We start from the raw sequence: 15,921 nt of genomic DNA, 5'->3' as shown, positions 1-15,921 counted from the left end.
ACGCTGCAATGATAAATCTTAACGATGCATGATTGAGGGGCAGCGCCCTCACTTTTAGGAAAAAAATATGAAAGCACTCAGGATAAAATCCCTCTCAACAATAGCCTTTGTTTTACTTGGCGGCTGCACTTGGGTCGAGCTAAATACAGCAGGCCAACTCGTCAAACAGCTCACAAACGAGCAGCTCACCCCAACTTGCGAACGTGTAGGCGTAGTCAATGCCAGCACAAAGGCCAGTATTGTTGCAGGTACAAGCCGAAACGAAAAAAAGATTCAACAAGAGCTCACTATTCTTGCACGTAACGAAGCGGGAACCTTAAATGCTAATGCTATTGTTGCAAAGACACCAGCCATCGAGGGCAAACAGTCCTTTATTGCGTATCGCTGCCCGTAGAAGAAAAACGACCCGACCATTTAACGCCGAGTAAAAATAAATTGGGCACTAATAATAGTGTTACAAACGTCGAAAATAACACACCAAAGGATAAGGATATCACCATAGGAATGAGAAATTGTGCCTGCACACTCGTTTCAAACATAATGGGTAACAAGCCAATAAACGTGGTTAATGAAGTGAGAATAATCGCGCGAAAACGATCCTGCCCCGCTTGCGCAAGCACACTCATTGTATCCTGCCCTTTTTTGTATAGCTGTTGAATACGATCAAGTAATACCAAATTATCATTCACCACAACACCCGCGCATGCCAACAGACCGAGCATAGACATAATACTCATCGACTTATCCATAATCATATGGCCTAAGATCACGCCGACAAAGCCAAAAGGGATTGCCGTTAGTATTAACAATGGCTGCCAGTAAGATCGAAAAGCAATCGCCATAAGCCCATAGCTAACAAAAATTGCAATAATCATATTCAAGTACAGTGTCGAATTAAATGCTTTTTGGTCGGTCAGCGAACCCGCGACCTCTACCGTTAGCCCCGTGTACTGCTGCTGCCAACGCGCTAAGTTTTCATCTAATACTTGATTCGCCAACTGCAAGGCATCGACGCCTTCATTCACATCGGCAGATACGACAATAGTGCGACGCCTATTTTCTCGATGAATCACACTATAGCCATCAATCGTAATGACTTCAGCCACGCTGGCTAGCGGCACCGAACGCCCATCTTGAGTACGAATGTAAATATTTTCGATATCATCTAATGTTCGACGTTCATTTTCTGGGTAACGTAACATCACTTTAATATCGTCGGTACCACGGGGAATGCGCTGCACTTCTTCACCATAGAAACCTTGCCGTATTTGCGCTGCAATATCTGCCAAGCGTAAACCTAATACTTCTGCATGTGGTTTAATGCGTAATTCAACTTCAGTACGTGCGCCTTCTAACGTATCTTCGATATCAAATACGCTTGCATAATTTGCCAGCGTTTGTTTGAGCACATCAACCGACGCGGTTAACACCTCTTGATTATTACCCGTTACATTGACACGAAAACGTAATGCCTTGCTATTGGCATTGATGGTATAGCGTAAACTTAATTCTTTAACCCCCGTCAGTTCGCCAATGGTTTCCCGCCAACGATCTTTCACCTGTAAAATATTGATAGTACGATCTTCCGCAGGCAATAAAGCCACTCGAACACGCACACTATTACCAGAAGCCACTGATCGTATCGCACGAATAAAAGGGGCATCACCATTAATTTTTTGCAGCGCTGGATCTGCTTTAAGTGCATAAGCCGCTTGTTCTATTTTTTGTTGGATGCGTTTTACTTCGCTAAATGCGGCGCCCTCTGGCAATGTTGCCGAGATACGAATACTGTTTGACGTTGCCTGCACTTTGAATGATGACTTCACATAACCACCAGACAAATACATCACCATCACAATGATAAAAAATAATAAAAAAACAATCAGTGTTCTTCCATTAGCGTGTAATGTTTTTTCTAAAAAGGGACGATAATATTGCGCCGCTAATGTTTCCAAACCTTTTGCCATTGTTTCGCGCAACGCTAAAAACTTTTGTGATAAAAAATGGCTTGGCTTTTTTTCATCAACATGATGACTTGCGTGAGACAAATGAGAAGGCAAAATGAGCAACGATTCGATAAGAGAAAATAAAAGGCAAACAATCACTACCACACCAATAGGATAAGCCAAAGAGCCCATCCAACCCGGCAACCCAAAAATACCTGAGAAAAAAATCACCGTACTGATCACGGCAAATAATACCGGCTTATAAACAAACAACGTGCCAGACATCGCCGCCGCCACACCTCGTTCACCCCGCCGTTGGCTGGCATAAACACTCTCACCAACAATGATGGCATCGTCAACCACAATACCTAGCGCCAGCAAAAAGCCATACATCGACAACATGTTAATCGTAACGCCGGTATAAGGTAGTAACACAAATACGCCTATAAATGCGGTAGCAATACCGACACTCACCCAACCCGCTAATGCAGGTGTCAGGAATAACATCAGCACGACAAAAACCAAAAGTAATCCACTAATGGCATTTTTGAGCAATAAATTCATGCGGCTTTCAAAAAGCAACGAGCGGTCACGCCAAACCGTTAATTGAATACTACTGGGCAATCGCGGACGCAGTGTTTCAATCGCTGATTTGGCTTCTGCTGCTGCATCTAATACATCCGGAGGCGTCGTCGTAAACACTTCTAAATATGCTGCCGGCTCACCGTTAAAATTATCTTCGCTATCTTCATCGGCAAAACCATCATGAATAATCGCAATATCACCCAATAATAATTGGGCGCCATTCTCGCTAGTCGCGATCACAATATTGGCAAAATCTTTTTCGCTATACGCCTGACCTCGCGTTTGTACTTGTACATTACCGGCATCTGTTTTTACTGTTCCACCCGGAACATTGAGTGACGAACGACGAATACGATTGGCCACATCATCGAGTGTCAACTGGTATTGGCGCAAACTGTGTTCCGATATTTCTATCGACATTTCATTGTCGCGCACACCATCAATAGTGACACTCGACACCGACGGCAACAGCGTCATTTCATCGCGGAGCCACTGAGCCGTTTCTTTTAATCGCTGTTCATCGGCGTAACCATGTACAGCAATACTCATCAAAGGAAATTTAGGAATCGCTTCTCTCACATTGACCGTATCCACCTCATCCGGCAGTGTTGTTATTGCATCAATACGTGTTTTTACGTCGTTAAGTAAACGTTGTCCGTCGTAGCCGTCTATTATTGTTAAGGTGACTTGCGCCAAGCCTTCACGAGCGGCTGATGTGATCTCATCAATACCCTCTAGATCTGCAACCGCTTCTTCTAAACGAATCACCACTTGTTGCTCAACTTCGCTAGGGCTAGCGCCGGTATAAGAGGTACTAATATTTATCGTACTTTGATCGGTTTGCGGAAAAACAGTTTTGCCAATGGTGGGGATATTTTTCAAACCCACAAATAAAATCACCACCATCAATAAATTGGCAGCAATAGGATTGTGAATAAACCATTCGACGATACGTTTCATAATTACGCGTTCATTAATTGAAAAAATTTATTGGCGACATCAATCGACTATTTTGCAGACGATGCTGGAATGGATACGGTCACTTGCATACTCTCTGATAACACGCGAGGGTCGCTAACAACGACTTGATCACCGGTGGAGATATTACCGCGCACCCATATATCGGCGCCGTCCGCACGTATGCGTTGCACCGACCGTTTTTCGATACGTGAATCATCATTAACAACATACACCCACTGCTGATCAATCAGTGCTTTTTCAGGAAGAACAGCCACATCATCCACCACGCGGCCTTCAATCATGGCTTCAACAAATAACCCCATGGGTAGGGGGTAGTCATGTCGCTGACGATCAAAGGGCTGCTCAATACGTGCAACAGCAGAATAAAAACGCGTGGTTTCATCAACGGTTGCATCAATACTCACTAAGCGCCCTTGCCACTGCCGCCGTTGTCCACCGACTTCAGCCGATAATACGACTGGCGGCGACTGGTCAATCGTAAACAACTCACCGACAGGCTGCCCTAAAAAAGCCATTTGTCGGTCACTCAGTGGTAAACGCACGTCGGCACTGCTGCTGTCATAAATATCAGCAACGGTTGTTCCTGCTGTGACGTATTGCCCTATATCCACATAGCGCTGTTGCACGCGCCCGGAAAACGGCGCTTGAATTCTTGTACGTTGAATATTAAGACGGACGATATTTTGTTGTGCTTTAGCGGCGGCTAATTGCGCCTGTGCAGCATTGACCTGGGGCTGGCGCAACGATAGTGCATTGGCTTCTTTATTGCCCAAATCTCGCCATTCGCGTTTGGCCTGCCTCGCTTGGCCTTTTTCAAGTGCCAGTTCTCGGGTGGCTATTGCCAACTGTGATTCCGCTTCGATCAACTGATATTGATAGTCTCTGTCATCCAAGGTCATTAATGTCTCGCCATCTACAAAACGGCCGCCATCGGCAAAACGTGTATCCATCTCAATAACCCGGCCTGACACTTCAGCAACCAAAGCAATGGCGCGACGTGGCGTGACGGTACCTTGAGTGCCCACATAAAGAGTGCGCGATTGGGGTTTGACAGACAATACCGATACCACAGGCAGAGTTTCCGCGACAGGCGGGCGCAGCGCAGGCTGTGGACGAAACCAGTACAGCGCAGCGGCGATAAGCAGGCCGAGCAGTAAAATAATGATGGTCTTTGCTGACCCTTGTTGACGCTGCATTGAAGAGTTTCCTCGCTCACAAAAAAATCTAGATTTCAAGACTGTTTATAGCCCGTAATCACTATAAAATGTCGCTTTAGATACGGACATTATGTACACCCTGACAATAACAATACGATCAGTTTTACGCATAATGCCATACTTTTGTACCAGTAATGATGCTTCTTACTGAGTGTACCGTTTACTCCGTAAATCATGTTTAGAGACCGTTACACTAACCGCCGCTACCGCTAATTATTCATAAGTGATTCTATATGACCAGTATTTACCAACGCATTGCCGACGAACTATCGGTTCAACTCCAGCAAGTCACCGCTGCCGTCGGGCTACTCGATGAAGGTGCTACCGTGCCTTTTATATCTCGCTACCGAAAAGAGGTGACCGGCAGTTTAGACGATAGCCAAATGCGCCAATTAGAAGAACGACTCGGCTATTTACGTGAACTAGAAGACCGACGTACCGCTATCGTGAAAAGCATTGACGAGCAAGGTAAGTTAACTCCCGAATTACAAGCCGATATAGCCGCAGCCACTACCAAAAACCAGTTAGAAGATATTTATCTCCCCTATAAACCTAAGCGTCGAACCAAAGGACAAATCGCTATCGAAGCCGGTTTAGAGCCGCTTGCGACCGCGCTTTACGAGAACCCAAGCCTTAATCCCGATGAAGTAGCCAATGACTACCTCAATACCGAACATAAAATTGAAACGGTAAAAGATGCACTCGATGGCGCCAAATATATTCTGATGGAACGCTTTAGTGAAGACGCTAAGTTGCTCGGTAAACTGCGTGAGTATTTAACCGATAAAGGGCACATCACCGCGGCAGTGCTAAAAGGCAAAGAAAGCGAAGGACAAAAATTCAGCGACTATTTTGATCATCAAGAGCCCTTGAAACAACTCCCTTCTCACCGCGCTTTGGCGCTATTTAGGGCGCGCAATGAAGGGATTTTGTCACTCAACCTCACCGTCGAAGAAGCGGATCTTGCCGACAGGCATCCCTGTGAAGTCATGATTGCCCGCCACTGGGATATTAACGATGAACAGCGCCCTGCCGATAAATGGCTGCATGAAGTAGTGCGCTGGACATGGCGTATTAAACTCCTGACTCACCTAGAAACCGACCTCTTTTCTGAAGCGCGCGAGCGTGCCGAAGCGGATGCGATCAGTGTATTTGCGAACAACTTAAACGATTTATTACTCGCCGCTCCAGCAGGACAAAAAAACACCATTGGCTTAGATCCCGGGCTACGTACCGGTGTTAAAGTTGCCGTCATTGATGAAACAGGTAAAGTCTTAGACCACGGCGCTATTTTTCCTAATGCACCACAACGACGCTTACAAGAGGCCGAAGCGGTGTTGGTGAATTTTTGCCAAAAATACAACGTGGCATTGATTGCCATTGGTAATGGCACTGCATCACGAGAAACCGAGAGTTTTGCCAACGATGTGCTAAAACGCCACCCAGAGCTATCGGCCAAAACCGTCATGGTTAATGAAGCCGGCGCTTCTATTTATTCGGCGAGCGAATTCGCGGCGAAAGAGTTTCCTGACCTCGATGTCACCATTCGTGGCGCGATCTCGATTGCTCGCCGCCTGCAAGACCCGCTGGCCGAGCTAGTTAAAATCGAACCCAAGTCTATTGGTGTTGGTCAGTATCAACATGATGTATCGCAAGCAAAACTGGCAAAGGCGCTTGATGCCACAGTGGAAGACTGTGTAAACGCCGTGGGTGTTGAGGTAAATACCGCCTCTGCACCGTTACTGGCTCGCGTGTCCGGTTTAAATCAAAGTATCGCCAATAATATCGTGGCTTTTCGTGACAGCAACGGACGTTTTTCTCGCCGAGAGCAACTGAAAGATATTCCCCGCCTAGGCGAAAAGACTTACGAACAAGCCATTGGTTTTTTACGTATTGCGAATGGGGACAACCCTCTTGATGCTTCAGCCGTCCACCCGGAATCTTATGTCGTCGTAGAGGCGATGAGCCAGCAACTCGATACACCCATTGAAGGCTTACTCAAAGATACTTCGCGCATTCGCACACTTCAGCCAAGAGACTTTACCAATGAACGCTTTGGCTTGCCGACCGTTGAAGATATTTTTAAGGAAATTGAAAAGCCGGGTCGAGACCCCAGACCTGAATTTAAAACGGCCAGCTTTAAAGAAGGAGTGGATACTCTCAAAGACTTACAACCCGCCATGATACTGGAAGGCGTGATTACCAATGTGACTAACTTTGGCGCTTTTGTCGATATTGGCGTACATCAAGACGGCTTAGTCCATATATCCGCGCTATCTGATACCTTTGTCAAAGACCCTCGTACAGTCGTGAAAGCGGGAGATATCGTTAAAGTAAAAGTGATGGAAGTGGATATTCCCAGGAAGCGCATCGCTTTAAGCATGAGACTTGATGACGAAGTAAACACTCACACTGACGAAAAATCAGACAAATCAGGGCCATCAATGGCACGGCGTCGTCAACCCACCCGCACGCAAAGCTCGCACAATAAGGCACAAACACAAAAAGCCGCGGTAGGCTCTATGGGCGATCTGTTAAAAGCGGCAATGAATAAGCCCAAAAAATAAGGCCTCAACAAACACTGATCATTCATACTTTTATAGAAATCTTGATCACCATTGACGGCGGTTATGTCATGTAACCGCCAAAACCCCTTCCTCTTAACACCAAAAATGCTGAATTTATAACCAGCGTCACAAAACCTTTGCATCTTAAGTACATTTTCTTCTGCAAGAGTGAACATCCTATACTACTATTGAAAGAGACCAGTAAATATTCAATAACACCATAGTCAAAACGTAGCCATAAACGCATGAACCAACAAATAGTATTAAGCGAAGATCATCGCGACTGCTTACAAGAAATCAGCAATGTCGCCATGGGCCAAGCGGGAGATCATCTGGCTCGGCTTTTGGATGCTTTTGTTATTTTGTCGATTCCCCATGTCGCCATTTTATCACCCACCGAAATTGCCATGGCGGTACAAACCGTAGATGACCAAAGTGTGTCGGGTGTTTGCCAAGGTTTTATTGGTGGCGGTATCTCTGGTGAGTCGATGTTGCTATTTAACGACACCAGCTTTAATGATCTTGCCAAACTCATGGGCTACGAAGACGATGTGTCGGGTAGCGCAGAGCGAGAAGTATTGATTGATGCCACTAATATTTTAGTCGGCGCACTGCTACGTGGCATCGCTGAACAGTTAGATATTGAATTTAGTTTTGGCCCCCCCGCAATACTCGGGCAGCACCAAGAACTCGACAAACTGCTTAACTCAGATAATGTGCGCTGGAATCAGGCACTCGTTATCGAAGTGGGCTATCAAATAGAAAATTATGATGTGCAATGCGACTTATTAATTGTTATTACTGAGCGCTCACTTCACTATTTACTCAACAAACTAAGCTACTTATTGGATTAATGACCGGTGATGACTGAGCCTAACTCAATGATGAATGATTTTCGCTGGATCATGGATGTGGTCCAGAATGTCGATGTCGGCCTCGTATTACTCGACGAAAATTATAAAGTGCGCCTGTGGAATAGCTTTATGCAGAACCACAGCGCAACCGGAGCAGAAGAAGTCATTGGCCACTCTCTATTTGATTTGTTTCCGGAAATTGATGAGACCTGGTTTAAGCGCAAGGTTCAATCTGTTTATGTGTTAAAAAATTCGGCATTCACCACATGGGAACAGCGCCCTTACTTATTTCGATTTGAAAATTATCGCCCCATCACCGGCAAAGCTGAGTTTATGTACCAAAACAGTACATTTATTCCCATTCAGGGCTTAGATGGTAGTACTGAAAGTATTTGTGTGATCATTTACGATGTGACCGAACAGGCGGTTAACAATATCGAATTGGAAAAAGCCAACTCGACACTAGAACATATTAGTCGAACCGATGGCTTAACCGGTTTGCTCAACAGAAAAACATGGGAAGACTTGTTAGAAAAAGAATTTGAACGTGAGTCGCGCTACCATGAAAACTGTTCGCTAATTATATTTGACATTGATCACTTCAAAAAAGTAAACGATAACTATGGGCATCCCGCTGGCGACGAAGTGATTCGTCAAACTGCCGATATTGTTAGGCAATCAATCCGTAAAACCGATATTGCCGGACGCTATGGCGGTGAAGAGTATGTCATTTTATTACCCCACACCCCTATCGATTCTGCTTATGTCTTAGCGGAACGTATTCGTAAAAAAATTGCGGCAAAGCCTGCGGTTTATGAAGGCGAGGTGATTAGCTATACCGTCAGCCTTGGACTAGCGTCGTTTGACCCGTCACTTAAAAACGCAACAAACTGGATCGACTTTGCCGATAAGGCGCTTTACGATTCAAAACAGGCGGGAAGAAACAATACTCACATTTATGAATACCCTAAAGCGTCCGACGAGAGTGAATAATTTCTGATACAATTTTGCCTAACAAGCTCATTGCGAGCCTCACAAAAGCAGGCAAAATTATGTTCTTTTTTAATCGCTACTCACACCGTCGGCCATTCCTTCTGGTTGCCTGTTTACTACCGCTACTTGTGAGCTGTGCACAAACGCCAAACGCAACAACGTCCAACAGTGAGACTAATAATGATAACGATATAGTCGATACTTTTAATGTAGACTCAACCGTCTATTTTGAGAACAAAAAGTCATCAGCGAGCTTGCGAGCGAGTTTTATTCAACGTTCAGATTCATCATCTAATAGTGACATCCCAAGCCAACAACTTAATGGGGGTTACCAATTACAGTTTCGCACTATCCTTAAAGGCAACAATGTCATTGATCGCGCTTCCATCATCGCTGGTGGTCAACGTATTAGCCTAATAACAACCCCTTTATTTATTCATCCTCAGAAAGGATTGACTGTTCGTCTTAAAGAAAAAGATACAATATTTATTCGCTCTAATAATGATGCAACATTACGCTTTTCATTGAATGGAGCGTCTCACCTCATGCGTCTTAGCAATGATAAATTGAGCGAATTTATTCTCATCAAATAAATATATACGCAGACTAACTACCATTGATAATAATAATAGTAACGTTGCCCCTGCTGGCTAGAAGCAACCAACTGCAAACTATCTCGCAGTGATTGCCCTATGTCGGCATAAGGTTGTATGTAACCCTCAATGCTTGTTATACCTTGTGCGGCTATTATTGTTTTTATCGATACTTGTAATGGGCTATCAATATCCATGATATTAATTTCAATCTGTGGTGATTCTGCAGCAAGTAACGGCTCGACATACTGACTTTCTGACAGGCTATCGACCGTTGCTAATAGTTGGCCCAACGCTATCCATTGCTCACCATTAAACCACTGCGCTTCATTCCACGTCACTTCACCATCTATATTATATAATTGGTGTGCGGCGCTAATATGGGCATAATTAATATGAGCAAATAACTGCCCTTGTAATTCTATACCGGTTAATTCGGCTACCAGCTGCCCCGATGACTGGATGGATACATCACTGATTGACCATGATTGATCACCCCAGTGATAACAAATTCTTCCGTTTCCAGTCATCATTTTTTCCGTCGTTAATGAGCGTACGTGCACGCATATCGATCTTGATAGCAGGTGCACATCAGCGTAACGCACACGGATATTACCAGCCTCTATGCGATAACCTCGGTGATCAACTGACACATCTCTGACCTTATACCCTTGCCATCCATTACCTGATACCGCTCCTATATTTACCTTGCCAAAAGAAAATGCAGATTGACCAAGCAGCCACTGAATCGGAAAAAAACCAACGGCAATCAAACAGATAGCCAAAACACTCACTGGCCATACTACCCAAGCCTTCATATCAATATTTCTCATCGGTTATTTTTATAAAGCCTGACATTATACGATACCCCTTAAATGCCTGCTGATACCTAAATATAAAACAAGCTCTCTGGAAGAGCTAGCAAGAGTATTTTTTGGTAAAGACGACGATTCACTTCTACACTTTATATGGAACCTACAAATAAGGGCCGACAACGTTTCTATAGAGAAACTTTATGCGTTCAATAGCCCCTTTTATTTATCATATTACGGTATGCAGATAGCCAACTTATGAAACAACTTATATATAGCGTATTAAGCACTATCATTTTTTTGGCAATGAATGCTGCTGATGCGATTACTTTACAGGTGCTAGATCACCAAGGGCTACCTTTAGAAAATGCCGTGGTTGTATTACCCAGCATTGCAGCGACACCAACTACGCAGCCTTTAGTCATGGATCAGCGTAACCGGCAGTTCAGCCCCAGCGTATTAACCGCCTCCGCAGGGCAACTCGTTGCTTTCCCTAATAGCGATAATGTTAGACACCATGTCTATTCTTTTTCGAGAGCTAAACCATTTGAAATTAAGCTATACAGTGGAACTGAAACATCACCGATTATGTTTGATAGCCCGGGCATTATCGTTTTGGGATGTAATATACATGACAATATGATCGGCTATATCCTAGTTAGTGATGGGCAGTGGTCTGCCGTGAGCAATAATGATGGCATAATCCATTTACCTGAGTTCACAGACAACACAAGCGCAACACTTTGGCACCCTCAAATGTCTGACAGAGGATCCGATGTACATAGCGTAACGTTGAATCCAAAAAAATTATCTGCTGAAAAACAGATCACAATAACACTCGACGTCTCACCAGCAGCGCCTAAAACATTCGATAATTTTAAGCGCCGATACAATCGTGGCTAAAACCTTACAGTTTCGTATTAGCGCTCTATTCGCAGGCTTGCTGTTTATTGCAACGGTAGCAGTACTTGTTGTGGTTTGGTTTTCTACTGATCAATTTGCCAAAAATCAGGTTAAAAAAGAACTCTCCGTCGGGATTAATGTACTTGAGCGTGTTTTATCAAATAGGGAAGACCTATTAATTAACGCTGCCGAAATCTTAACTGCTGACTTTGGATTTAGAAAAACCGTCGCGAGTGAGGACGTGGCTACTATAAAAAGTGCTTTATCCAACCATGGGAAACGTATTGATTCGGATCTAATGGCTATTTTTGACATCAATGGGAAAAATGTCATTTCAACCGGAGATGAGCTACAAACACCATTTTTAAAAAACATCACATCTCAGGTGTTAGCTGAAGGGGGAATCATTACGGTTGCGCCTATCAATAATCGGCTATATCAACTTATTTTTGTCTCCGTAGACGCACCAACCCCTATTGCTATTGCCGTTATTGGCTTTGAACTTGATCAAGAATTAGCAAAAGAACTACAAAAAATTACTGGTTTAGCGATTAGTTTTGTCTGGAAAAAAAGTGTTTTTCCAGACATTGAAAGCACTAAAGAATTTAGCATATCCACATTACATGAAGCACATATTGTTGATAGAAAATCACTAAAAGCATCAACATCGGCATTGCAATGGAGATTACCTTTCACATATCCACAGCATATACAATCCACCATTTACCCTCTCACAGGCGATGATAGTGTTTCGGTTTATTTAAGCATTGACCTTCATGAAATATTTACTGAATTTGATAATTTACAATTAAAAATTTCTCTAGTTTCTGTTTTCTCATTACCATTTGCTATCTTTACAGCCCTTATATTTTCTAAAAAATTAACCTCGCCGTTAAACAGACTGGTCGTAACGACAAAAGCCATTTCATCTGGAAATTATTCCTCAATGGTAGAATCAAATAGTGGCACACAAGAAGTCAATGAACTTACTTTAGCGATTGATAAAATGCAGACTGACATTCAGCATCGCGAAAAAGAAATAAAATACCGTGCAACACATGACATCACCACAGGGTTACTTAACAGAACCTCTTTTATTGAGCGTGTGCAGCAGCACATCGACAAAAACAAACGTTTTCAGTTAGTTGGCTTTGGCATTAATAATATTCGACAAATCACAAATATGTTTGGACCCGGTATTGGCCAGTTATGCTTGAAAAAAATAAGCCAGTATTTATCTAAGCGATTTATATGTGTTGCCCGATCTAGCGACGAACGATTTATGGCAATGATTGATTACGAACTAGTTATGGAAGACATTCAAAATATACACACACTACTTAAATCAACTATTACCGAATCGCTATCTCAAGATCATGTTCACGTAAACGCTGAAATATTTATTGGCACCATCCCATTTGGAAAAAGTAATAGCAATATTGAGAGCTTAATGCGCAAACTCGATATCACCATGGACTCCAGCTGCATGGCTAATAATGAGATTTGCTCTTATGAATCAGGTCAGGAGTCAGAGTATTTAGAAAGACTAAAAATTGTTGAAGATTTGCGTTTATCGATTCAAGGCAATGGCTTAGGGCTTTCTATGTTTTATCAACCTAAACTGGACTTAGAAACCGGAAAAGTCAATAAAATGGAGGCACTTATTCGTTGGAATCACAAAGAAAGAGGTTTTATACCACCGGATGTTTTCATTCCTTTAGCCGAGCAGTCGGGTCTTATTAATGCATTAACAGAATGGATTATAGAAACGGTAGTAAAACAAATATTTCAATGGAAAAAACAAAACTATCATTTTGAGGTGGCTATTAATTTATCTGCTCAAGATATCGCCAGAAAAGAAATGTTATCGATTATTAACAAAATGCTTGTTGATTACAACATCCCTTCACATTACCTTTCATTTGAAATTACTGAAAGCGAAATTATGAGCAAACCTGAAGAAGCCATTCATTTACTCGGGCTATTTAGACAGCAATCATTTAAACTCGCTATCGATGACTTTGGCACCGGCTATTCTTCGCTTGCACAACTTAAAAATATGCCCGTTACTGAGCTAAAAATTGACAGAGAGTTTGTCATGCATTTGGCAAAAAATCCTGACGACCAAATCATTGTTAGATCAACGATTGATCTTGCCAACAGTTTTGATCTTGCCGTTATTGCAGAAGGTGTCGAAGATTTTGAAACTCTCACTCTTCTTTCTGATCTTGGTTGCAAATGGGCTCAAGGATATTTTATTGCCCGGCCAATGGCCGGAGAAAAAATCATAGAATGGATAGCAAAATTTTATACGTCTAAGATATACTCGGTAAAGGAATCGTAATACCTAAGGGTACTTTATATAAGAAAACGATGGATAATTCGTCCATGTAGGCTCAACATCCGCATCCATGCGGGTAATGGCTTTGCCTAATGGTTAGAATTCCACTATCGAAAAATTAACGGGACAGCAGTAATTAGACATATAACAGATCAAGTCCAGTATGACTCCAAAGTAAAAATCATATAAAAACCTAGACTCACTATTTTTTTACACGCACATTCACTAATAGTAAATTCGTATCTTGTGACGACGAAATAGAAAGTTCGTCAATAACAATATTCCTATTATATTCAATATCATAAAGCCATTGGATCGTTGATTTGTAATCAACATCGCGCAAACGTAACCTCGCATCACCATTACGCCCTGGCTGAAATCCGCGCATAGACAAATTATACTGCTGCAAAGAATCATCCATTATTTTTGCCAAACCCCCAGCATCTTCTTCACCCGCAACAACCGATGTTCTTGATTTTATACGGCTGACTAACGGTACAGCTTGGGTATACACTTTTGTTTTTTGCGATAACAGTCTATGCTGTTTATCACGATAGTCCATCACGGGTTCTATAATAAAAAAATAGCCTAAGCAAATCACAGCTAGCATTCCAACAATGACGATAATACGCTGTTCTGAAGTCGATCTTTCTTGCCAATTACTTTTTAGATTTTCGCTAGTATTATCAAAAAAATGCATCACTGATTCTCCTGAAAAATACGCAACCTTGCTTGGAACTTATTATCAATCGCATTAGAGCTGAGCAACTCGGCACGCAAACCTTTTGCCTCAATACTTTCTCTTAATTGCTCGACAATATTAAATGTATTAGCCTGCACACTTAAGCGTAATGTTTTTTCTTTATGTTTGTAGTTGATCGTCAATAGTTCTATATCCAAAGATTGCACAACAGGCGCGACATTCGACAACATTCTCACGACCTGACTCGCTTGCTCACCACTTCCGGCGACGTCGTCTAGTTTATTAGTTAGTGATCGTATAGGATCACGTATCACACCCTCAGGAATAACTTGCCGCACCAGCGATTCTATTTTTTGTTCTTGTGCAGCAATCTTTTGTTGTGTTAAATAAATATCGAGTCCGTTACTTACAAAAAATAGCAATATAGTTATTAGCCCCACGCCACCAACTAACGACCAAGAAATACCACGACCAGACGATTTTTTCTTAGGCGCATAATCGCCACTACAAAAGTTAATCATATGTGGGTTATTCAACGAAAGTGGCGGTAACTGCGTATGAAACTCACTATGAATTTCGGGAGCCAATGTATGGAAAGTACGAGTCACTTGTTCCACACTATATGGGGTTTTTAGTGGTGTACTCTCTGCTTGTTCTATAGACGGTGCTGGCTCTACATCAGCAACATAGACGTTATAGGCAATATCATTATCGGACGGGTTGCCAGACAATGCTATCTTATCAACACTGTCTTCTTTACTTTCTTCAGTCATTTTATTAGGCAAAGAACTATTCAACAGCCCCCGCAAAAAGTTATTTGCTAGAGATGTATTTGTAGAAAAGCCTGAACCTGTATGGCTATTAGCAATGACTTGGTCACCGTTAAACCATAACGTCGAAGTGTTATCTGCCCTCTGCAGGCATTGAAAATCAATGACACTGCGCGCAACACTCTGGCCATTTGCTTCAAAAAATGCGAGCGCTTGCTCGAACCATTGTTGATTGACATAGGCAATCGTTGCTTGGCTTTCTGTTTTTTGGCCGACAGCAAAATGAAGATCATCGACATCATCGATGACTGAATCCTCTACAGCGTAGGGCAGCATTTTTATAAAATGACGCTTTTCTCGTTCATGATAAGGAACCTGCTGAACAGCAACCTTCGCACCCGGAATAACAAACACAATATCGGTATTGTTTGCAGCAACAGTGGAAGGTAACCACGCTAATAATTCATTACTAGAACCCGTTATTGCTTGCTGCAAATCGACATCGCCATTACTAAGCAGCCAACGATACTGCGATGCAGAAAACGGATTAATGTCTTCCATATCACTATCATTTGCTAGCTCATCATTCACCGCGGGATCAACTTGAGGTAACTCAAAAGATAGCCACTCTATGTAGGCATACTGTTTCAACATCA

At 42.7% G+C, this 15,921-nt stretch carries 12 protein-coding genes; 7 read left to right on the top strand and 5 right to left on the bottom strand.

What is annotated here, in order from left to right; genetic code table 11:
• Positions 1–67: 67 nt before the first annotated feature.
• A complete protein-coding gene (locus ACZ5O6_RS00460; protein WP_447092671.1) occupies positions 68–394 on the top strand; it encodes a DUF4156 domain-containing protein in 327 nt (108 codons plus the stop codon).
• Here the strand turns inward: ACZ5O6_RS00460 and ACZ5O6_RS00455 are convergent.
• On the bottom strand, positions 372–3,491 hold the full coding sequence (locus ACZ5O6_RS00455; RefSeq protein ID WP_447092672.1) for an efflux RND transporter permease subunit: 3,120 nt from the start codon (positions 3,489–3,491) through the stop codon (positions 372–374). The genes ACZ5O6_RS00460 and ACZ5O6_RS00455 overlap by 23 nt on opposite strands.
• Positions 3,492–3,538: 47 nt before the next feature.
• Positions 3,539–4,708 (bottom strand): efflux RND transporter periplasmic adaptor subunit, encoded by a 1,170-nt coding sequence (locus tag ACZ5O6_RS00450; RefSeq protein WP_447092673.1) that lies wholly within the window; start codon positions 4,706–4,708, stop codon positions 3,539–3,541.
• Between the two features lie 254 nt (positions 4,709–4,962).
• Between ACZ5O6_RS00450 and ACZ5O6_RS00445 the strand changes: the two genes are divergently transcribed.
• The 4 genes from ACZ5O6_RS00445 to ACZ5O6_RS00430 all read left to right on the top strand — a co-directional run bounded on the left by ACZ5O6_RS00445 (position 4,963) and on the right by ACZ5O6_RS00430 (position 9,736).
• Positions 4,963–7,296, top strand: a complete 2,334-nt coding sequence (locus ACZ5O6_RS00445) for a Tex family protein (RefSeq protein WP_447092674.1) — start codon at positions 4,963–4,965, stop codon at positions 7,294–7,296.
• Positions 7,297–7,541: 245 nt separating this feature from the next.
• On the top strand, positions 7,542–8,150 hold the full coding sequence (locus ACZ5O6_RS00440) for a histidine kinase (RefSeq protein WP_447092675.1): 609 nt from the start codon (positions 7,542–7,544) through the stop codon (positions 8,148–8,150).
• 27 nt (positions 8,151–8,177) lie between these two features.
• Positions 8,178–9,143: a sensor domain-containing diguanylate cyclase gene (locus tag ACZ5O6_RS00435; protein ID WP_447092676.1), complete on the top strand. Its 966-nt coding sequence runs from the start codon at positions 8,178–8,180 to the stop codon at positions 9,141–9,143.
• A gap of 59 nt (positions 9,144–9,202) precedes the next feature.
• A complete protein-coding gene (locus ACZ5O6_RS00430) occupies positions 9,203–9,736 on the top strand; it encodes a hypothetical protein (protein ID WP_447092677.1) in 534 nt (177 codons plus the stop codon).
• A 17-nt stretch (positions 9,737–9,753) separates the two neighbouring features.
• Here the strand turns inward: ACZ5O6_RS00430 and gspN are convergent, their stop codons facing one another.
• Positions 9,754–10,554 carry a type II secretion system protein N gene (gspN, locus tag ACZ5O6_RS00425; RefSeq protein ID WP_447092678.1) on the bottom strand — a complete coding sequence of 267 codons (801 nt, stop codon included), beginning with the start codon at positions 10,552–10,554 and terminating at the stop codon, positions 9,754–9,756.
• A 252-nt stretch (positions 10,555–10,806) separates the two neighbouring features.
• On the opposite strand from gspN, the gene ACZ5O6_RS00420 reads away from it, so the two are divergent.
• On the top strand, positions 10,807–11,451 hold the full coding sequence (locus ACZ5O6_RS00420; protein ID WP_447092679.1) for a methylamine utilization protein: 645 nt from the start codon (positions 10,807–10,809) through the stop codon (positions 11,449–11,451).
• Positions 11,444–13,795, top strand: a complete 2,352-nt coding sequence (locus tag ACZ5O6_RS00415; protein ID WP_447092680.1) for a bifunctional diguanylate cyclase/phosphodiesterase — start codon at positions 11,444–11,446, stop codon at positions 13,793–13,795. Before ACZ5O6_RS00420 ends, ACZ5O6_RS00415 begins: the two co-directional genes overlap by 8 nt.
• Before the next feature lie 199 nt (positions 13,796–13,994).
• Here ACZ5O6_RS00415 and gspM read toward each other — a convergent pair whose 3' ends face one another.
• Positions 13,995–14,492 (bottom strand): type II secretion system protein GspM, encoded by a 498-nt coding sequence (gspM, locus tag ACZ5O6_RS00410; protein WP_447092681.1) that lies wholly within the window; start codon positions 14,490–14,492, stop codon positions 13,995–13,997.
• Entirely contained in the window at positions 14,492–15,919 is a 1,428-nt protein-coding gene (gspL, locus tag ACZ5O6_RS00405) for a type II secretion system protein GspL (RefSeq protein ID WP_447092682.1), read from the bottom strand. Before gspL ends, gspM begins: the two co-directional genes overlap by 1 nt.
• Positions 15,920–15,921 lie beyond the last annotated feature (2 nt).

It is taken from the genome of Eionea flava, assembly GCF_055393785.1.
This window is presented reverse-complemented; position numbering and strand designations above follow the sequence as displayed.